The sequence below is a fragment of the Janthinobacterium sp. PLB04 genome, from assembly GCF_021165895.1.
Lineage (GTDB): Bacteria > Pseudomonadota > Gammaproteobacteria > Burkholderiales > Burkholderiaceae_D > Janthinobacterium > Janthinobacterium lividum.
On the sequence record NZ_CP088968.1, the window covers coordinates 3,594,399 to 3,611,802 of the forward strand.

Here is a 17,404-nt window from a genome sequence, read left to right on the forward strand (position 1 = left end):
GAAAGCCTTGCCACAGCAAGGCTTTTTTACCTTCCTTTACCGCAAGCCCACGACATGCACAAAAAGGTTTTGATTATCAGCCATAGCGGCGATCTGCACGCCGACCTGGTCGAAGCCATCCTCGCCGTCCGCGGCCATGCCCCCTTCCGTATCGACCTCGACGCCTTTCCCCGCGATTACCAGCTGTGCCAGCGCCTGCACGACGGCCGCGCCAGCGCGCGCCTGCGCCACTTGCCCGATGGCGACTGGCTCAACTTGCAGGACGTGGGCGCCGTCTGGCTGCGCAAGGCGGCCGACTACGCCTACGCCAGCGCCGACCTGACGCAGCAGGAGCGCGCCTACGCGCAACTGGAAACGGAGCAAGCCATATTCAGCGTGCTGTACGGGCTCGATTGCTACTGGCTCAGCCATCCGCTGGCCCTGCGCGGCGCCCAATGGAAAGGCGAACAGCTTGCGCGGGCCGCGCGCATGGGCTTTCGCGTGCCCGCCACCGTGATCACCAACGTGCCCGACGACGTGCGCGCTTTCCGCGCTGGCATCAAAGGGCCCATCATTTTCAAGAGCATGTCGACGCCCAGCCTGGCCGCCGAAGCGGTCGAGGATGTTGACAGGGTCAGCGCCGGCATCGGCACCACCATCGTCGACGATGCCATGCTCGATAGCCTGGACGCCGTCAGCGAACTGAGCTGCCAGTTCCAGGAATATATCGCCAAGCAATACGAACTGCGGATCACCGTGATCGGCAAGCAACTGTTTGCCGCGCGCCTGTATTCCCAGGACGATGCGCGCACGGCCATCGACTCGCGCGACATGTCGGCCCCCATCCGCTATGAAGCATGCACCTTGCCGGCGGAAATACAGCAGCGCTGCCTCGCTTTCGTGCACAGCTATGGCCTCGAATATGGCGCGCTCGATCTCATCGTCACGCCCGGTGGCGAGTATGTTTTCCTGGAAAACAATCCTGTTGGTCAATTTTTGTATGTACAACAACTGGTGCCAGCCTTGCCCATGCTGGAAAGCGTGGCCGCAGCCCTGATCGAAGGAGCCGTATGCCGCAGCCAGACTTGAACCAGATTCCCGTCCGGCTGCGCGAACTGGAACAGGCGCGCGACAGCCGCGCCATCGTCCTGGCCGCCTCGCACCTGGACATGGAGCTGCTCCCCGCCCTGTACGAGCTGTGCCAGGGCATCGGCCCCGTGGCGCGCCTTGACGTGGTGCTGCACGGCCGCGGCGGCATCGTCAACGCGGCGCGCCGCATCGCCATCCTGCTGCGCCAGCATGCGCGCCACCTGAGCTTTATCGTGCCCTTCCACTGCCAGTCGGCCGCCACCCTGCTGGCCCTGGGCGCCGATGAAATCATCGCGGGCGACCTGGCCCTGTTCTCGCCCATCGACCCGCAGCTCGATGGCGCCGACGGCGGCTCGATGTCCAGCCTGGACATCAAGGTGTTCGGCGACATGGCGCAGCAGTGGTTTGGCGTCGATGCCAGCGAGGCGCGCCAGCAATCGCTGTCCCTGCTGTGCGGCAGCATCTTCCCCCCTTCCCTGACGGCCTTCTACCGCACCACCCTGGAACTGGCGCAGATCGGCGAGGAATTGCTGGCTTGGCAATTGCCAGATGCCACACAAGAGGCGCGGCGCGCCATCGTCGCGCAACTGGTGACGGGTTATCACTCGCATAACTATGCCTTGACGCGCGAAGAGCTTGCCCAACTGGGCCTGAACATGGCGCGCGATATCCACGCCGAAAGGCTGGGCTGGGCCATCTCGACGCAATTGCAGGCAAGCATAGGCGGCGCCTTGCGCAGCGCGCCAGACGAGCCGTGGAACGATGCCCTGCTGGCGTCGCGCGACGGCGTGCAGCTGCGGCGCCAGCGTCCGGGCGGCTTCGCGCCCGTGTGGAGCGCACAATGCTGACGTCCGTGCTGGCCGCGTTACTGGCCGACATCGCGCGCTACTGTATCGCCTTGCTGCTGCTGGCGGCCAGCGCGGGCAAGCTGCGCAGCTACGGAGACTTTCGCGGCAACCTGGCCACCTCGTTCGGCATGCTGCCCACCGCAACCCAATTCGCTGCGCCAGCCCTGGTGATGACAGAACTGCTGCTGGCCGGCTGGCTGCTGGCCGGCGGTACCCACATACCGATGCTGCTGTCGCTATTGCTGCTCAGCACGCTCACCGCCATATTGACTTACCGTTACTTCACGCACAGCGTGGTGCGCTGCAGCTGCTTTGGCGAAGCGGCACGGCCCGTGTCGCAGTACGACCTGCTGCGCAACATGCTGGCGGTCGGCATCAACGGCGCCTACTTTGCGCTGGCGCAGGAACCGGCCTTGCCCATCGCCACCTCCATATTGGCCGCCGGCCTGGCAGCCATCGTGTGCGTGGCCACGATTTCCCTGCACGAGATCGCCACTCTGGCAAAGGCAGACTGATGGATTCCACGACCCTGCAACTGGTGCTGGCGGCGCTGGCGTTTGCCCTCGCCGGCAATATCTGGCTCAGCCTGGCCGTGCTGCGCGCCAGCCGCCGCGAACGCATCGCGCCCACGGCGCTGGAGCCGGGCCAGCCCCTGCCTGCCGTGCAAGCCCGTCCGCTGGCTGGCGGCGCGCATTTCCAGCCGGGCGCCGGCGGCCAGGCGGCCGTGCTGCTGTTCCTGGCCAGCCGCTGTCCGAAATGCGGGGAAAAGCTGGCCGGCATCGAACAGTTGCTGCCGCTGGCGCGGGAAGCGGGCCTGGCCCTGTGGCTGCTCAGCGAAGAGCCGGTCCGCCGCCTGCGCGCCTTTTTGCCCGGCAACACCTTGCGGGCGGCCACGGCACGGCTGACGCTGCGCGACTACCGGCGCGTGAATCCGCTAATGAGCTCGCCTTCCTATGTATTCGTCAATCACCAGGGCAGCGTGGAAGCGGCCGGCCTGATCGGCGATGAAGACTGGCTGGCCCTCGTCGAGCAACTGGCTGACGAGACGGCACAGGAGCGCGCCGCATGAGCCATCTGAATGTCGGCCCGCATCTTGAACGCCTGCGCCTGCTGTATCCCGTGCGCTGGCGCGTCGCCGCCGGCCTGCTGTGCATGGCCCTTACCGTGGGCGCGCAGCTGGCCTTCCCGCAAGCCATCGCGTATTTCATCGACAACGTGGCGGAACTGACCCGGCGCGGCGTCACGCCGGGCATGGTGGCCGCCATGCTGGCCGTCAGCCTGCTGTATGCGCTGATCACGACCGCACGCTTCTATCTGCTGCAGTCGAGCGGCCACATGATCGTCATGGGGGTGCGCCGGCGCCTGTTCGACGTGGTGATCAACCAGCCCATCGCCTTCTTCGACAAGCACCATGGCGGCGAACTGAACAGCCGGCTCACGTCCGACGTCTCGGCCCTGCATGAAAGCCTGACCATCGGCGCGGCCAATGCCCTGCGCTCGCTATGCGTCTTTCTGGGCGGCATCGCCATGCTGCTGCATCTGTCACCGATGCTGAGCCTGCCGCTGGCCCTGTTCATCCCCATCAGCCTGTATCTCGGCAAGTTATCAGGCAGCAATTACCGGCAGCGCGCGCGGGCCATTTCCGCCAGCCTGGCTGCCAGCGGCAAGGTGGCGCAGGAATACTTTGCCCATGCCCGGCTGGTGCAGGCGTTCAACCAGCAAGGCGGCGCCATGGCCCGCTATGCGCAAGCCATGCGGCAACTGCTGGAGGTATCCCTGGCCGGCACGCGGCTGCTGGCCGTGTTCCAGGGCGCGCAAGGCTTGCTGGCTTTTGTCGCCCTGCTGACCACCCTGTGCTTCGGCGCCCACCTGATCGGCCAGGGCCGTTTGAGTGTGGGAGAGCTGACGGCCTTTGTCATCTATGCCAGCATGGTGACGGACACGGCCGGCTCCATCAGCGAATTCTGGAACACATGGATGCGCACCATGGGCTCGACCGACCGCATCTTCGAGATCCTGCGCAGCCACCGCGCGGTGCCCGAAGCGGCGCCGCAACCGCCGCTGGCCGGCCACATCGCGCTGCGCGACGCGCGCTTTTCGTATCCCGAGCGCACGCAGGTCACGGCCCTCGACGGCGTCAGCCTGTCGATACGGGCGGGCGAAAAAATTGCCCTGGTGGGCGCCTCGGGCGCGGGCAAGTCCACCATCGCCAGCCTGGTGCTGGGCCACTACCAGCTTGACGCGGGCAGCCTGCAATTCGACGGCATCGATGCGCACGTGCTGGGCGTAACGCAGCTGCGGCGCCAGATGGCCGTGGTGGAACAGGAACCTGCCCTGTTTTCCGGCAGCATCGCGGACAATATCGCCTTTGCCGTGCCAGACCGCCAGGTGACGCGCGACGAGATGGTGGCGGCGGCGCGCCTGGCGCACGCCCACGATTTCATCGCGGCCTTCCCTGACGGCTACGACACCCTGGTGGGCGAACGGGGCGTGCAATTGTCCGGTGGACAGAAGCAGCGCATCGCGATTGCCCGCGCCATCCTGCGCGCGCCGAAAATCCTCATCCTGGACGAAGCCACCAGCGCGCTCGACGCCGCCAGCGAACAGCAGGTGCAGCTCGCCCTCGATACACTGATGCAAGGGCGCACCACCATCATCATCGCCCACCGCTTTTCCACCATTATCAAAGCGGACCGCATCATCGTCATGGACAAGGGCCGGATATGCCAGCAAGGCACGCACGCCGAGCTGCTGCGCGCGGGCGGCCAGTATGCGCGGCTGATGCAGCAGCAGTTGTCGCAATTCCAGCAGTTGCATGCGAGTGCGGCAACGCTGTAAAGTAAGACACGATGAAAAAAACCTGTCATGGCAGTTGCCACTGCGGCGCCGTGCGCTTCGCGGCCGAGATCGACCTAGCGGCGCCCAGCCTGCGCTGCAACTGTTCCTATTGCCTGAAAATCCGCTGCTGGGCCAGCCAAGTGCCGCCCACGGCCTTCCGCCTGCTGGCCGGCGAGGCGGACTTGAGCGAATACCGCTTCGGCGCCGGCCGCGAACGCCACTACTTTTGCCGCCACTGCGGCGTGCGCCTGTTCGGGAGTGGCGATTCCGCCCGCAGCGGTCCGTTTTTCGGCATCGGCGTCAACTGCCTCGACGATGTCTCGGCGGCCGAACTGGCCCGGGTGCCCGTCACCTTTGTCGATGGCTTGCATGACGAGTGGAATGTGTCGCCGCAGGAAACACGGCATCTGTAGGGCGTAGGCATCGCTGGGAAGGGAAATGCGGGAGCGTAGCGCCGCGGCCGGCCAGATAAGCACGCGCACCCCGTTGTCTGGATCGGCATTCTGGGCGATAATTACGCCCATGAACGATACCACCACCTTACCCCCATTGCCCGATCGCCTGTCGATCGACCCTAGCAGCCCTTACCACGTTGCAGCCGTGTTCGAGAACGACGTCGGCATCCGCTTCAACGACAAGGAACGTCTTGACGTGGAAGAATATTGCATCAGCGAACGCTGGATCAAGGTCGCTTCCACCAAGTCCCTCGACCGCCGCGGCCGTCCGCTGCAGATCAAGCTGAAGGGCAAAGTCGAAGCGTTTTACCGTTAAGCAACACATTCAGTTGTCATCGAGGCCGATTTCCATCGGCCTTTTTTGCGTCAGCCGCTTTCTGCGCATACATCGATGGTGACCAGCCCGGCCGCGGCCGCCAGCGGCAGCCACAGCATGGCGTCGGCCAGCACCTCGTCCGCCGCCCTGCCGCTAGCCCGCGCCGCCTGCCCCGCGCACTGTGCCAGCGGCGCGCCGCCGGCCAACGCTTGCAGACAATAAAACTGCCAGGGCTGCAATTCCTGCATGGCAAGCCGGTAATGCATGCGCGAAATGGCGACAAAGGCGGGACTTGCCTCTGGCTGGGCCGGCACGGCGTCGTCCGGCGCGGCCTGCGCCTGTTGCCAGTAGTCGGCCAGAGGGAACGACAGGGCCAGCAGCCGCGTGCACGGCGCCAGGCGCCAGGCCGGTGCATTTCCCAATAGCAAGTCCAATCCGCACGGCAACATGGGCGGCGCCAGCTTTTCCAGGCCGGGCGCCCTGCCCGCTTCGCTGCGCGCCCGTTCCAGCTGCGCCAGTTCCACGGGAAAGCGCAGGGCCGCCCCTTGCGCGCCAGCGGCATGCTGGCTGGCGGCGAGAAAATCGGCAAAGCCGGCGCCCAGGTCATACAGGGTCGCGGATGCGGACGGGTGGCGCCAGACATAGGCGCGGGCAAAGAAGGCGAACAGCTCGTCACCCATGACCTTGCGCAACACGGGATAGTCGGCTTGCAGGCATTCGAGCAGGCGCTGCACATAGCCATCCGCATGGATGTGCAGCGGTGCCGGACCGCCCCGCGCCTGTTTCAGCACCTGCTCCTGCATCAAGCCATGGCGCTCGCTGGCCAGCTGTGCGCCGCGCACCGCGCCGCCCGGCGCCGTCATCGCCGTCAGGAACCAGGCCTGCAATTGCGCCAGCGGTGCGCGGGCCTCGCCAGATTCGCCTGCGGCGGTGCTACGGGGCATGGGCCGCCTCCAGGTGAAAGCCCAGCGGCGCCGAGACGGCGCCCGCAGCGCCGGCCATGGCTGGCGATGCGTCGGCGAATTCTCCCCGCTCGGCCGCGCGCGCCTTGTCGAGCTCGGCCAGCAGCTGCGGGTACGGGGGAATCTCCGCATCCCATTCCAGCAGGGCCGACACGCCGCCCGTCAGCCGCTGCGCCAGCGCGTACAGGCGCCACACGGCAGCCGGCACGGGGGCGTCATGGGTATCGATCAGCACGGCGCCGCACACGGTGGGGCCGGCCAGGTGGATCTGCACGATGTGCGCGTGCGGCAACTGGCGGATGTAGTGGGCCGCGTCATAGCCGTGGTTATGCGCGCTGACGTGGACATTGTTGACGTCGAGCAAGAGTCCGCAGCCCGTGTCTTCGGCCAGGCGGCCCAGGAATTCCCATTCCGGCATGCTGGACTGGGCAAATTCCACGTAGCTGCTGGGGTTTTCCAGGATCAGCGGACGGCCCAGGAATTCCTGCACCTGCCGCACGCGTCCCGCCACGTGGCGCAGGCTGGCCTCGTCCAGCGGCAGCGGCAGCAAGTCGTGGCTGTTGAGCGAGGCGGCGCCCGTCCAGCACAGGTGGTCGGAAATCCACGCGGGCCGGATCTCGCCGGCCAGCTGGCGCAGCTTGCGCAGGTAGGCGAGATTGAGCGGATCGCTGCTGCCGATCGACAGCGAGACGCTATGCATGACGATGGGCACTTGCGCCGCCACCTGCTCCAGCACATGGCGCGCATAGCCGTGGTTGTCGATGAAGTTCTCGCTGATGATCTCGAACCAGTCCACCTGCGGCCCGTGGCGCAGGATGTGCGCATAGTGCGGCGGGCGCAGCCCCACGCCCAGGCCCAGGTGCGGCAAGCCCAGGCGTGGCGCTACCGTGTGCATGGCGTGCCGCATCAGGTCGACGGCGGCAAGGCCAGGCGCAGGTCGGTGGGCGCCGGCGGCGCCCCCACCGGCGTGCCGCGCGCCGCCATCACCTTGCCGTAGGCTTCCCAGGCCTTGTCGTAGACATTGTCGCCCAGCGCAAAGCTCATGCTCTGGCCCAGCGGAATGCTGCGGTGCTCGGGCGCGGGTCCGAAGTCGTACAAAGTCATGGTGGCGGGCTCGGGCGGTTCCTTGCCCGTCGTGTTCGGATACAGTTGCGAGGCCGAGATCGGCACGGCGCAGCCGCCGAATCCCCCGCATTTGTTGTCGCTGGGCGCGCTGTAGACTTTATCGGGCTGCGGCGGCGGTGGCGGCACATAGCACGGTGTGCCCGGCGACGCAGCCAGCTTGACCGAGTGGCCGCAGGACGAACCGCCCGTGTCGGCCTGGGCAAAGCCGCAGCCGCCCTGGGCATGGCAGCCGTTGGAGCCGCGGCAGGTATGGTAGACGGCCAGCGCGGCGCAGGTGGACGAGGCCTCGCCTTCCAGGTGCATGCCCTGGCAGGCGTGGTACAGCACGCTTTTCTCGGCCAGCGGCACGCCCGTCGCCAGGTTCGGCGCCTGGCCCAGCACGGCCCAGCAGATGGCCATGCGGTCGCCCGCGCCCACCATCGACGGATACGGAAAGGCCAGTTGCTGGTTCTGCCAGTACTTGTCCAGCACGGAAGTGATGCCGTAGATGGCGCCCGTGGCCACCGTGCTCAGCATCTCCAGGGTACCGCTGGCGTCCTTCAGGCGGTTCAGGGCACCCGCCACGGCCGTCGGCGCGGGGATATTCTGCGGCGCGCTGGCCGGGTTGTAGCGTTCGTTGGTCAGCATGGCCGCGCTCCACTGCTGGCCCTGCTTGTGCCAGCTGGCCCAGGTAGTCACGGGCAGCATCGCCTTGACCTGGCCGAAACGCTCGTAGTGGTCGAACGGGGCGCTGTCGTGGCGCGCCTGCGCGTCGCGCGATTCGGCATCCTTGCCATTGTTCGCGTAGGACGGATAATCGCACTTCAAGGCATCCAGGTCTTCGCGGTAGTCGGGCTGCACGGCCTTCAGGCGCAGTGCCGCATCGCGGCGGTAACGCTGGATGGCCGCTTCGCTGCCCTCGCCCTGGTCCGTGATGGCCGCCATCATGTCGATGGCCTTGTTGAACGAGCCCGTCTGGCCGCCATCCTGGTCCTGCGGGCCGAAGCAGGTGTCGAATTTGGGAAATTCCGCCCGCGCATGGCCCTGGACCTGGCTGTTGAACATGTCCTGCTGCACCGAACCGTTGACGAACAGCTTTTGCCACAGGGTCTGGCCATCCGCATATTCGATGCTGATGTAGCGCGCATAGCATTCGTACATGTAGCCGATGGTGCCGAACAGGGGCAGATCATGCACGTGCTTGCCCGGGGTCCAGCCCGGCAGCGGCACTTCCGGGAAGTATTTGGTGTGGTTGTGCTTGTCGAACTCGGCCAGCTGGGCGCGTGCCTGCTCCTCTGGTTGCTCGATGGCGAGGAACAGGTCGCACTGGTTGCTGTTCAGCTCTTCCAGGTTGACGCGCACGTGGCGGTAGCCGGACGTGTCCTGCAAGTCGACGATGTGCGGGATCACCGTGCAATCCTTGCCATAGCAGGTCCAGCCATGATCCTGCGATTGCAGCTCCGAGCCCGTGAAGCATGGCGCCGTGCCGATGGCCGTGGCCAGGTTGGCCGCCATCTGCAGATGCAGCATTTCCTGGATGAAGACGCTGAAGATGATGTTGAAGGCCTTTTGCTCCTTCAACTCGGGCCGGGCCGTGGTGCCCATGCCCGGCCACTGGCGGCCCTCATAGTAGGTGACGCCTTTCGAGTTGATCTGGTGCGTGCCGTGGATCGAGTACATGGTGGCCATGTACAGGGGAATGGTGAACAGCTCGACGCTGACGGCCGCCTGGGCGATGGCGCGCACGGCGGCCGTGTCGGTGTCCAGCATGTCTAGCGGGCGCCTGATGATGGGGGCCTGGGTGCTTCCTAAAACGGGCATTTTCATTCTGTATCTCCACAGGAAGGATGCGTTTCGGATATCGGGCCGGTCCGCGCCATCTGCGTGCGCTGTTCACGGCAAGGAAATCATACGCCTGAGAAAGATACTTTTGCGGCAAGATTTATGCGCAGGCCTTGGGGTAAGGCAGTCAGCTCTGGGCCATGAAAATAGGCGTTTTCAGCGGCCATTCGATGACAATTGAATAGAATCGGCAAAACCTGCGCGTGTATAAGCGCCGCACCGGCAAGCGCCGGCGCGTGGCTTGCATGCTGATAGTCAGGCGCCGGGCAGCGGCTGGAAGGCGCAAAAGCCCGGCCACTGGTCGCGGCTGTCGCACACTTTCAGACAGCCTTTATCTTCCTTGAAGGTGGCGACGACCTTGATGGGGAAGCCATATTTTGGCGTGGTGGCCAGGAAGGCGGACGGGCAGCTTTGCTCGTTGCTGAAGCGGAAAGTGATTTCTTCGCGACGGCCCTTGCGCTCAAAACTCAGCATGAAGGTTTCATTGCTGTTCCACTGCGCCTTGCCCGGCACGCGGAAGCGGTAGCGCGGGCTGCCCTGCTGCTGGCCGTCAAGTTTCTGGCCGAAGACGCGGCTTCTGGCCGTGGCCGTCTCGACCTTGGCAACGGGATACACGACGGCAAAAATATACGTGCCGGCAAAACCCTGGTCGAAGCCGAGTCCCTTCTGGTAAAACGGCACGACGATGTGCGGCGCGCCTGCGTACTCCACGGTATTGCGGGCCGTCACGCTCGACGTCAGCTTGTCATCGGGCTCTTTGCCGAAGACCACGTCCAGTTCCAGCAAGGCTTGTTGCTTATCGATATCTTGCGCCAGATAATCCTTGGGGAACATTTCGCCATGCACGCAGCCGGCCAGCAGGGAGGCGGCGAGGCAGCCGGCGAGGAGTTTGGGTATTGTCATGGCTGTTTTCCTTCCGGCGGCGCAGAACTGAGGCCCAGCCCCGTCACTTGCCAGCCGTTCTTGCCTTGTTTCCATTGAAATTGCTGGCCGAACCAGGCCAGTTCCAGCTCGCGCCGGATGCGGTTCGAATCCGTGCGGCCCTGGCGCGCCTTGATGGCGGCGCCCGCCTGCGCGGAAGCGGCTTCCGACAAGGGCTTCAGCCACCGTTGATGGGTATCTGGCGGCAAGTCCAGGACGCCGGCCATGCCGTCGTCGCGCGTGGCAACGATAATCCCTACCTTCGTCAGCGCATTCGTCAGATAAGCGCCGCGCCGCCCGTCGGGCGAGACGGAGACCAGCATAGCGGGCGCGTAATCGCCCGTGACGATGCCCGGCACGTCAAACCACAGCAGCTCGCCCGTGTCCGTATCGAGCGCCCGGCCATCGCGGGCGAACAGCAGTATTTCGCTGCGCCCCGGCTGCGGCACGCCCCATTCGGGGTCGCGCTCCGTGCGCACCATGTCGTCGCGCTGCATGGGACTGATGGGGCGCATCAGCGGTTCGCCGTTCTGCACGCCGATGAGGATCGTGCCCTGGCCCGTATAGCCCTTGGTAAAGGCCAGCAGCATGGGCTGGCCTTCGCGCCTGGCCTTGATGGGGCGCACTTCCACCACTTCACGCGCGCCGCCAGGCCAATAGCCGTGCTTACGGAAAGACAAGTTGACGAGCGGGTCGTGGCGGTCGCGCGTGACGACAAAGTCGCCGTATTGCTGCATCACCGGCACGTATGGTGTTTGCGCCTGCGCGGCAGGCAGGACGGCGGCAAGCAAGCTGGCGGCGGCCGCCAGGCGGCATAAAGGTAGCAACAGAGGTAGGAACGGCATGGCATCCTGCAAGGGTCGCACGGGGCGAAGAATCAGGATGATAAACGATTCCTCGTCAGCAACACTGTCCGATAGGAAACATCAACGGCGCTGGATTTCAATCAGTTCGATCTCGAACAGCTTGGGCCACAGCTTGCCCGTGACAAACAAACGCTTGCCGCGCGCATCCCAGGCGATGCCATTGAGCACGGCGTCGGGATTGGCCGTACCCCGCTGCGCGGGCGGCAGCAAGCCCGTCAGGTCGATCCAGCCGACCACCTTGCCGCTGGCCGGGTCGATGCGGGCGATCACGTCCGCGCCCCACACATTCGCGTACAGCTCGCCGTCGACCATTTCCAGTTCGTTCAGGCGCTCGATGGGGCGGCCTTCCGCCTTCACCTCGAAACGGCGCACCTCGGCCAGGGTTTTCGGATTCAGCACGCGGATGGCGGAGCTGCCGTCGCTCATGTAGACAAATTGACTGTCGCTGGCCAAGCCCCAGCCTTCGCCCTGGTAGCTGAATGTGCGTTTCAGCTTGAACGTTTTCTGGTCAAACACATAACCGGTCTGCGACATCCACGTCAGGCCAAGGATGTCATCGCCCACGTCCGTGATGCCTTCGCCGAATACTTTTTTATCGAGCATGCTTTTCTGCAGCACCTTGCCAGTCGTCAATTCCACCTTGCGCAAGGAGGACTGGCCATTCTGGCCCGTGCTTTCATACAGATGGCCATCCTTGAACAGCAAGCCCTGGGTAAACGCCCGGGGGTCGTGAGGATAGGTATTCTTGACGAAATAGCCATACACGGGAATGGCGGCCTGGGCGTAGCCCATTTCGCTCATCAGGCCCACGGTGCATAACAATCCCAGCAGCAGCGAGCCTGCCGTGCGTTTCAGACTTGTTTTACCGATATTCTTCATATTCTTGGCGGTGGTTGGCGAGCGCCTATTGTAATCGCCCGGGCTGCGCCATGCGCGCCCTGACGAGCTCCAGCCAGGCGCGGGCAGCGAAAGACAGCCGACCGCCGCGGCGCCAGGCCAGCATCAGATTCCATTCCACGGGCGGACCGGCCAGGGGAATCACGGCAAACTGCGCTGGCTCGAGCGTGTCGCAATACATCTTCGGCAACAGGCAGATGCCCACGCCCAGGCGGACCAGCGAGGCGATGAAATCCCACTGGCCGCTGCGGCCCGTGATGCGCGGGGCGAAACCGGCCCGCTGGCAGGCATCGAGCACGATGTCATTCAAGGCGAAGGCGGCACCGTAAAAGATGAAGGGACTGTCGGCCAGCTCGGCCAGGGCCACGGAAGAGCGTCCCTGCCACGGCGAACCGGGCGCGGCCAGCAGGCACAGCGGCGAGCGCACGAGGGGCAAGGCCTCGAAATCCTGCCACGTGGCCGCATTGCCCGGGTAATCGAGCATGGTGCCCAGCTCCACCATGCCGGTGCGCAAGTCGCGCTCGATGGCTTGCGTGCCGCTTTCATACATTTTCAGCTCGATGCCCGGATAGCGCTGGTGGTACTCGGCCAGCCACGGCGCCAGGGTGGAATGCGTCTGCGGCGACACGCCGACCCGCAACTCGCCCCGCTCCAGCTCTTCCAGGTCGCGTAATTCCACCTTCAGTTCCGCGTGCAGGGCCAGCAATGTATGCGCGCGCGCCAGCACCACCTTGCCCGCGTCCGTCAGGGTAAAACGTTTGCCGGCGCGGTCCAGCAAGGCCAGGTCCAGCGACTGTTCCAGCTGTTGGACCATCTTGCTGACGGTGGGCTGCGTGACGTGCAGCCTGGCGGCCGCCCGCGTAAAACTGTTCTGTTCCACCACTTCGACGAAGTAGCGCAAGGAGCGGATATCCATGATGCATTCCAATATCGAATGATAATCATAAGTTTAAGTCATTTTATCTTTTGATGTGGCGTCCCTACAATGAAACCTTCCCCTGCCGTTTGAAAGCCTGCCGTGAAAGCCGTCCCCTATCCCGCCGCCCTGCCCTCCATCCCCGCCTGGCGCCAGCCTGCGCAGACCGTGTGGCAAGTGGGCGCGCTGATCGCCGCCTGGTGGCTGGCCGACGAGGCCGCTTCCGCACTGCACTTGCCGTTTTCCGGCGGCGTGGTGGGTCTGTTCGTGCTGGTGGCCCTGCTGCTGGCGGGTTGGGTGCGGCCTGCCGCCATCGAACTGGGCGCGAACTGGCTGCTGGCCAACATGCTGCTGTTCTTTATTCCGCTGGTCGTCTCCGTGGTGCAATTTACGCAGCTGTTGAAGTCGCAGGGCTTGATGTTGTTCGTAAACATCGGCCTGGGCTTTGCCAGCGTGATGCTGGCCACGGCCTTCACCGTGGAATGGGTGTGCCGCTATGAACGCAAGCTGCGCCTGCAAACACTGCGGCGCCAGCGCGCAGCCAGGGCGGCAGCATGAGCACCTTGCTCCTGTCCCTGCTGTTCTTGCTGCTGACCCTGGTGCTGTTCTACGCCAACCAGGCGCTGCACCGCCGCCATCCGCATTTCCTGCTGACGCCCGCCATCTGCACCTCGGCGATATTGATCGTCATCGTGCAGGCGACCTCGACGCCGTTCGCCACGTATTTCGGCGAAACGCGCTGGCTGCCGTGGCTGCTGGGCCCAGCCACCATCGCGTTTGCGCTGCCCATCTTCCAGGAGCGCAAGCTGATCCGCAAGCACTGGCTGGCCTTGAGCCTGGGCAGCTGCGCCGGCATCGTGGCATCGGTTGCCGCCACCCTGCTGCTGGATCGGGTCTTTGGTGTGCATGGCGACATGGCGCGCAGCCTGCTGGCGCGTTCCGTGTCGACGCCGTTCGCGCTGGAAGCATCGCGCCACATGGGCGGCTCGGCCCAGCTGACGGGTATCTTCGTGGTGATGACGGGTTTGTTCGGCCTGATGCTGGGCAAACCGCTCTTAAAACTGCTGCCCTTGCGCATGCGCATCGCCCGTGGCGCCCCGTATGGCGCGGCCGCGCACGGCTTTGGCTTGTCGGTGGCGCGCCGGGTCGGCACGGAAGAAGGCGCCGTGGCCAGCCTGACGATGATTTTCTCGGGCGTCGTGACGGTGCTGCTGGCGCCCCTGCTGGGGCATCTGCTGGGCTAGCGGCCCGCTTGCAGCGCCTGCATGCCATGCACGATCAGGTCGATTCCTGCCAGGAAATCCTCGCGGTCATCGTGCGCGCGCAGCTGTCCCGCCACCTTGCGGGCAAATGGAAACGCCTGCGCGTCGAGGCGTGACCAGGCGCCCGCCATGGTGTCGAGGAAATGCGCGCGCTCCAGGCCTTTTTCCCGGGCGATGGCGGCATTGGCCGCATTCTGCCCGCTCACACCCAGCAGATAATTGAGCAGGGTGCATGCCGCCAGCCATTGCCTGTCCTGCGGCACGCCCAGCGCATCCACCTGCCGCCCCAGGCGTTCCAGGATGCGCACGGTAGGCAGCTGGCCCGGCGCGCGCGACAAGGCCGAACCCAGCCAGGGATGCGCATCCATCGCCTCGAACATGGCCAGCGCCACGGCGCGGATGCCCGCCTGCGGCGTCTCGCACTGCAGGACGGCATCCATGGCGCGGGCGACGATGGCGTCGCTGGCGGCCGTGAACAAATCATCCTTGTCGGCCACGTGCCAGTAAATGGCGCCCGCTCCCGTCGCCAGGCGAGCAGCCAGGGCGCGGAACGTCAGGCCGCCCTCGCCCGCCGTGTCGAGCAGGTCAATGGCGGCGTCGATGATGGTCTCGCGCGTCAGCGAGTCGGCGCGTCGTGGTGGGGGCGTTACGGTATGGGACATCGCCTATCTTGACACAGATGCCGCCGTGCCGCAAAATTCTTGTGGAACATAGTTCCAGTTCCATTTTAAAACCACCTTCAAGGATCACCATGCATATCGCCATCATCGGCGCGGGGCTGGGCGGGCTGATGCTCGCCCGCGTGCTGCACGTCCACGGCATCGCCGCCGCCATCTATGAAGCGGACGCTTCGCCGCAGGCGCGCCGCCAGGGCGGCATGCTCGACATCCACGAGGACACGGGCCAGCAAGCGCTGCGGGCGGCCGGCCTGCATGAGGTCTTCCGCACCCTCATCCATACAGGCGGCGAAGCGAGCCGCGTGCTCGACCAGCACGGCACGGTCTTGCTCGACGAAGGGGACGATGGCACGGGTGGCCGTCCCGAAGTGCCGCGCGGCGAGCTGCGCCGCATCCTGCTCGAGTCCCTGCCCGCCGGCACGGTGCGCTGGGGACATAAGCTGACAGGCGTGGCGACACTGGATGGTGGCCGGCACAGGCTGGGTTTTGCGAATGGCGCCACGGCCACCGCCGACCTGCTGGTCGGCGCGGACGGCGCCTGGTCGAAGGTGCGGCCTCTGCTCTCCAGCGCGCAGCCCGCATATAGCGGCATTGCCTTTATTGAAACGTATCTGCTCGACAGCGACCGCCGCCACCCGGCCAGCGCGCACGCCGTGGGCGCCGGCGCCCTGTTCGCGCTGGCGCCCGGCAAGGGCATCCAGGCCCACCGCGAAGCCGATGGCGTGCTGCATGCCTACGTGGCCCTGAGCAAACCGGAAGCCTGGCTGGCCGGCATCGATTTTGCCGATCCCGCCGCCGCCCGGGCCCGCATCGCCGCGCAATTTTCCGGCTGGGCGCCGGCGCTGACGGCCCTGATCACGGACGCCGACACGCCGCCCGTGCCCCGTCCCGTACACTTGCTGCCCGTCGGGCACCGCTGGCAGCGCGTGGCGGGCGCGACCTTGCTGGGCGATGCGGCCCATCTGATGGCGCCGGCCGGCGAAGGGGCGAATCTCGCCATGTTCGATGGCGCCGAACTGGCGCAGGCGCTTGCCGCGCAGCCGGACGACATGGAAACGGCCCTGCGGGTCTATGAAACGGCGCTGTTTGCGCGCAGCAGCGCGGCGGCGGCCGAGTCCGAGCGCATCCTTCGCCTGTGCTTTGCCGACGACGCGCCGCACAGCCTGGTGCGGTTCTTTGCCGGCATGCAAGACAGCGGCCCGGCGCGCGAAGTGCAGGCAGCGGCGCCTGAGCCCCACGCCAGCGGCGTTTATCGGGGATAATACGTCTTTCCCCATTCCCAGCAGCCGCGCCACGATGAAATACCCTGCAGTTCAGCCTTTCAGCGACATCCTGCCCAGCTTGAGCGAGTTCGATGCCATCATCGACGTGCGCAGCCCGTCCGAATTCGCGGAAGACCACTTGCCGGGCGCCATCAACCTGCCCGTGCTGGACGACGAGCAGCGCGTGCGCGTGGGTACCTTATATAAGCAGACCAGTGCCTTCGAAGCGAAGAAGCTGGGCGCGGCGCTGATCGCGAAAAATATCGCGCGGCATATCGAAGACGGTTTTCTCGGCCATCCGCAGCATTGGAAGCCACTGGTTTACTGCTGGCGCGGCGGCAACCGCAGCGGCGCCATGGCGCACATCCTGGCGCGCATCGGCTGGCCCGTCACGCAGCTCGAGGGCGGCTACAAGGATTACCGGCGCCACGTGAACGCCGAGCTGGCCACCCTGCCCGAACGTTTCGACTTCATCAACGTGCTGTGCGGCCCCACGGGCAGCGGCAAGAGCCGTTTGCTGCAAGTGCTGGACAGGCAAGGCGCGCAAGTGATCGATCTGGAAGACCTGGCGGCCCACCGCGGCTCCGTGCTGGGCGGCTTGCCGGAGGAACACCAGCCATCGCAAAAAGCGTTTGAAAGCGTGCTGTGGCAGCAGTTGCGCCATTTCGACCCGGCGCTGCCCGTCTTCATCGAGTCCGAAAGCAAGAAGGTAGGCCGTTTGCGCGTGCCCGATGCGCTGATGGACAAGATGCGCGCGGCCGTTTGCACGGACGTGCGCCTGGACATCGGGGAGCGCGTGCAATTGCTGATGCAGGACTATGCGCATTTCGTCGGCGACCCGGCGCGCCTGAACGTGCAGCTGGCGCTGTTGACGCAGCTGCACGGCAAGGAAAAAATTGCCCACTGGCAGCAGCTGGCCACGGCTGGCCGCATGGCCGAGCTGGTGGAAGAACTGCTGGTGCAGCATTACGACCCCGTCTACCGGCAATCGATCGCCCGCAACTTCAGCCGCTACGCCCAGGCAACGCCGCTGGTCTTGCCCGATATTTCAGAACATGCCTTTGAGCAAGCCGCGCGCGCATTATGTGCTATCGTCGGCGAACACCGTACCGCCAGCGCCGCGTAAGCGCCGGCGCAGCTTTTAATGACCTTTTCCAGCAGGATGACGAC

At 65.4% G+C, this 17,404-nt stretch carries 19 protein-coding genes; 11 read left to right on the forward strand and 8 right to left on the reverse strand.

What is annotated here, in order from left to right; translation table 11 throughout:
- Window positions 1-54 precede the first annotated feature (54 nt).
- The 7 genes from LSO07_RS15865 to LSO07_RS15895 all read left to right on the forward strand — a co-directional run bounded on the left by LSO07_RS15865 (window position 55) and on the right by LSO07_RS15895 (window position 5,525).
- Window positions 55-1,068 (forward strand): ATP-grasp domain-containing protein, encoded by a 1,014-nt coding sequence (locus tag LSO07_RS15865; protein ID WP_151095333.1) that lies wholly within the window; start codon window positions 55-57, stop codon window positions 1,066-1,068.
- The gene (locus LSO07_RS15870; RefSeq protein WP_151095335.1) at window positions 1,050-1,916 is read left to right on the forward strand and encodes an SDH family Clp fold serine proteinase; all 867 of its coding nucleotides are present in this window, start codon (window positions 1,050-1,052) and stop codon (window positions 1,914-1,916) included. Before LSO07_RS15865 ends, LSO07_RS15870 begins: the two co-directional genes overlap by 19 nt.
- Entirely contained in the window at window positions 1,910-2,431 is a 522-nt protein-coding gene (locus LSO07_RS15875; RefSeq protein WP_151095337.1) for a MauE/DoxX family redox-associated membrane protein, read from the forward strand. Before LSO07_RS15870 ends, LSO07_RS15875 begins: the two co-directional genes overlap by 7 nt.
- Window positions 2,431-2,985, forward strand: a complete 555-nt coding sequence (locus tag LSO07_RS15880) for a hypothetical protein (RefSeq protein ID WP_151095339.1) — start codon at window positions 2,431-2,433, stop codon at window positions 2,983-2,985. The genes LSO07_RS15875 and LSO07_RS15880 overlap by 1 nt, the downstream gene beginning before the upstream one ends.
- Window positions 2,982-4,754, forward strand: coding sequence for an ABC transporter ATP-binding protein (locus LSO07_RS15885; protein ID WP_151095341.1), 1,773 nt, complete (start codon window positions 2,982-2,984; stop codon window positions 4,752-4,754). The genes LSO07_RS15880 and LSO07_RS15885 overlap by 4 nt, the downstream gene beginning before the upstream one ends.
- Window positions 4,755-4,765: 11 nt before the next feature.
- Entirely contained in the window at window positions 4,766-5,167 is a 402-nt protein-coding gene (locus LSO07_RS15890) for a GFA family protein (protein WP_151095343.1), read from the forward strand.
- A 109-nt stretch (window positions 5,168-5,276) separates the two neighbouring features.
- Complete coding sequence (locus tag LSO07_RS15895; protein WP_010398340.1) at window positions 5,277-5,525, forward strand: DUF3297 family protein; 249 nt, start codon at window positions 5,277-5,279, stop codon at window positions 5,523-5,525.
- 50 nt (window positions 5,526-5,575) lie between these two features.
- On the opposite strand, the gene LSO07_RS15900 is transcribed toward LSO07_RS15895, so the two are convergent.
- The 7 genes from LSO07_RS15900 to LSO07_RS15930 all read right to left on the reverse strand — a co-directional run bounded on the left by LSO07_RS15900 (window position 5,576) and on the right by LSO07_RS15930 (window position 13,033).
- Entirely contained in the window at window positions 5,576-6,469 is an 894-nt protein-coding gene (locus LSO07_RS15900; protein ID WP_151095345.1) for an HvfC/BufC N-terminal domain-containing protein, read from the reverse strand.
- Window positions 6,459-7,382, reverse strand: a complete 924-nt coding sequence (gene bufB, locus LSO07_RS15905) for an MNIO family bufferin maturase (RefSeq protein ID WP_151095347.1) — start codon at window positions 7,380-7,382, stop codon at window positions 6,459-6,461. Before bufB ends, LSO07_RS15900 begins: the two co-directional genes overlap by 11 nt.
- A gap of 11 nt (window positions 7,383-7,393) precedes the next feature.
- Window positions 7,394-9,361 (reverse strand): ferritin-like protein, encoded by a 1,968-nt coding sequence (locus LSO07_RS15910; protein WP_225317318.1) that lies wholly within the window; start codon window positions 9,359-9,361, stop codon window positions 7,394-7,396.
- A 327-nt stretch (window positions 9,362-9,688) separates the two neighbouring features.
- The gene (locus LSO07_RS15915) at window positions 9,689-10,336 is read right to left on the reverse strand and encodes a hypothetical protein (protein ID WP_151095351.1); all 648 of its coding nucleotides are present in this window, start codon (window positions 10,334-10,336) and stop codon (window positions 9,689-9,691) included.
- Window positions 10,333-11,199 (reverse strand): hypothetical protein, encoded by an 867-nt coding sequence (locus LSO07_RS15920; protein ID WP_151095353.1) that lies wholly within the window; start codon window positions 11,197-11,199, stop codon window positions 10,333-10,335. Before LSO07_RS15920 ends, LSO07_RS15915 begins: the two co-directional genes overlap by 4 nt.
- Before the next feature lie 81 nt (window positions 11,200-11,280).
- Entirely contained in the window at window positions 11,281-12,099 is an 819-nt protein-coding gene (locus LSO07_RS15925) for a glutaminyl-peptide cyclotransferase (protein ID WP_208672405.1), read from the reverse strand.
- 25 nt (window positions 12,100-12,124) lie between these two features.
- On the reverse strand, window positions 12,125-13,033 hold the full coding sequence (locus tag LSO07_RS15930; RefSeq protein WP_151095355.1) for a LysR family transcriptional regulator: 909 nt from the start codon (window positions 13,031-13,033) through the stop codon (window positions 12,125-12,127).
- Between the two features lie 102 nt (window positions 13,034-13,135).
- Here LSO07_RS15930 and LSO07_RS15935 point away from each other — a divergent pair, with 102 nt between their 5' ends.
- Both LSO07_RS15935 and LSO07_RS15940 read left to right on the forward strand, forming a co-directional pair.
- Window positions 13,136-13,591: a CidA/LrgA family protein gene (locus LSO07_RS15935; RefSeq protein ID WP_151095357.1), complete on the forward strand. Its 456-nt coding sequence runs from the start codon at window positions 13,136-13,138 to the stop codon at window positions 13,589-13,591.
- Window positions 13,588-14,277, forward strand: a complete 690-nt coding sequence (locus tag LSO07_RS15940) for an LrgB family protein (protein ID WP_077404605.1) — start codon at window positions 13,588-13,590, stop codon at window positions 14,275-14,277. Before LSO07_RS15935 ends, LSO07_RS15940 begins: the two co-directional genes overlap by 4 nt.
- On the opposite strand, the gene LSO07_RS15945 is transcribed toward LSO07_RS15940, so the two are convergent.
- Window positions 14,274-14,957, reverse strand: a complete 684-nt coding sequence (locus LSO07_RS15945) for a TetR/AcrR family transcriptional regulator (protein ID WP_151095360.1) — start codon at window positions 14,955-14,957, stop codon at window positions 14,274-14,276. The two genes, LSO07_RS15940 and LSO07_RS15945, sit on opposite strands and share 4 nt — an antisense overlap.
- 89 nt (window positions 14,958-15,046) lie before the next feature.
- Between LSO07_RS15945 and LSO07_RS15950 the strand changes: the two genes are divergently transcribed.
- Window positions 15,047-16,234, forward strand: a complete 1,188-nt coding sequence (locus tag LSO07_RS15950; RefSeq protein ID WP_225317319.1) for an FAD-dependent oxidoreductase — start codon at window positions 15,047-15,049, stop codon at window positions 16,232-16,234.
- A 34-nt stretch (window positions 16,235-16,268) separates the two neighbouring features.
- A complete protein-coding gene (gene mnmH, locus LSO07_RS15955; protein WP_151095362.1) occupies window positions 16,269-17,360 on the forward strand; it encodes a tRNA 2-selenouridine(34) synthase MnmH in 1,092 nt (363 codons plus the stop codon).
- The last annotated feature ends 44 nt before the right edge of the window (window positions 17,361-17,404 follow it).

Coding starts and splice junctions, on each gene's coding strand:
- LSO07_RS15865 (WP_151095333.1), top strand. CDS start 55: ATGCACAAAAAGGTTTTGATTATCAGCCATAGCGGCGATCTGCACGCC.
- LSO07_RS15870 (WP_151095335.1), top strand. CDS start 1,050: ATGCCGCAGCCAGACTTGAACCAGATTCCCGTCCGGCTGCGCGAACTG.
- LSO07_RS15875 (WP_151095337.1), top strand. CDS start 1,910: ATGCTGACGTCCGTGCTGGCCGCGTTACTGGCCGACATCGCGCGCTAC.
- LSO07_RS15880 (WP_151095339.1), top strand. CDS start 2,431: ATGGATTCCACGACCCTGCAACTGGTGCTGGCGGCGCTGGCGTTTGCC.
- LSO07_RS15885 (WP_151095341.1), top strand. CDS start 2,982: ATGAGCCATCTGAATGTCGGCCCGCATCTTGAACGCCTGCGCCTGCTG.
- LSO07_RS15890 (WP_151095343.1), top strand. CDS start 4,766: ATGAAAAAAACCTGTCATGGCAGTTGCCACTGCGGCGCCGTGCGCTTC.
- LSO07_RS15895 (WP_010398340.1), top strand. CDS start 5,277: ATGAACGATACCACCACCTTACCCCCATTGCCCGATCGCCTGTCGATC.
- LSO07_RS15900 (WP_151095345.1), bottom strand. CDS start 6,469: ATGCCCCGTAGCACCGCCGCAGGCGAATCTGGCGAGGCCCGCGCACCG.
- bufB (WP_151095347.1), bottom strand. CDS start 7,382: ATGCACACGGTAGCGCCACGCCTGGGCTTGCCGCACCTGGGCCTGGGC.
- LSO07_RS15910 (WP_225317318.1), bottom strand. CDS start 9,361: ATGCTGGACACCGACACGGCCGCCGTGCGCGCCATCGCCCAGGCGGCC.
- LSO07_RS15915 (WP_151095351.1), bottom strand. CDS start 10,336: ATGACAATACCCAAACTCCTCGCCGGCTGCCTCGCCGCCTCCCTGCTG.
- LSO07_RS15920 (WP_151095353.1), bottom strand. CDS start 11,199: ATGCCGTTCCTACCTCTGTTGCTACCTTTATGCCGCCTGGCGGCCGCC.
- LSO07_RS15925 (WP_208672405.1), bottom strand. CDS start 12,099: ATGAAGAATATCGGTAAAACAAGTCTGAAACGCACGGCAGGCTCGCTG.
- LSO07_RS15930 (WP_151095355.1), bottom strand. CDS start 13,033: ATGGATATCCGCTCCTTGCGCTACTTCGTCGAAGTGGTGGAACAGAAC.
- LSO07_RS15940 (WP_077404605.1), top strand. CDS start 13,588: ATGAGCACCTTGCTCCTGTCCCTGCTGTTCTTGCTGCTGACCCTGGTG.
- LSO07_RS15945 (WP_151095360.1), bottom strand. CDS start 14,957: ATGTCCCATACCGTAACGCCCCCACCACGACGCGCCGACTCGCTGACG.
- LSO07_RS15950 (WP_225317319.1), top strand. CDS start 15,047: ATGCATATCGCCATCATCGGCGCGGGGCTGGGCGGGCTGATGCTCGCC.
- mnmH (WP_151095362.1), top strand. CDS start 16,269: ATGAAATACCCTGCAGTTCAGCCTTTCAGCGACATCCTGCCCAGCTTG.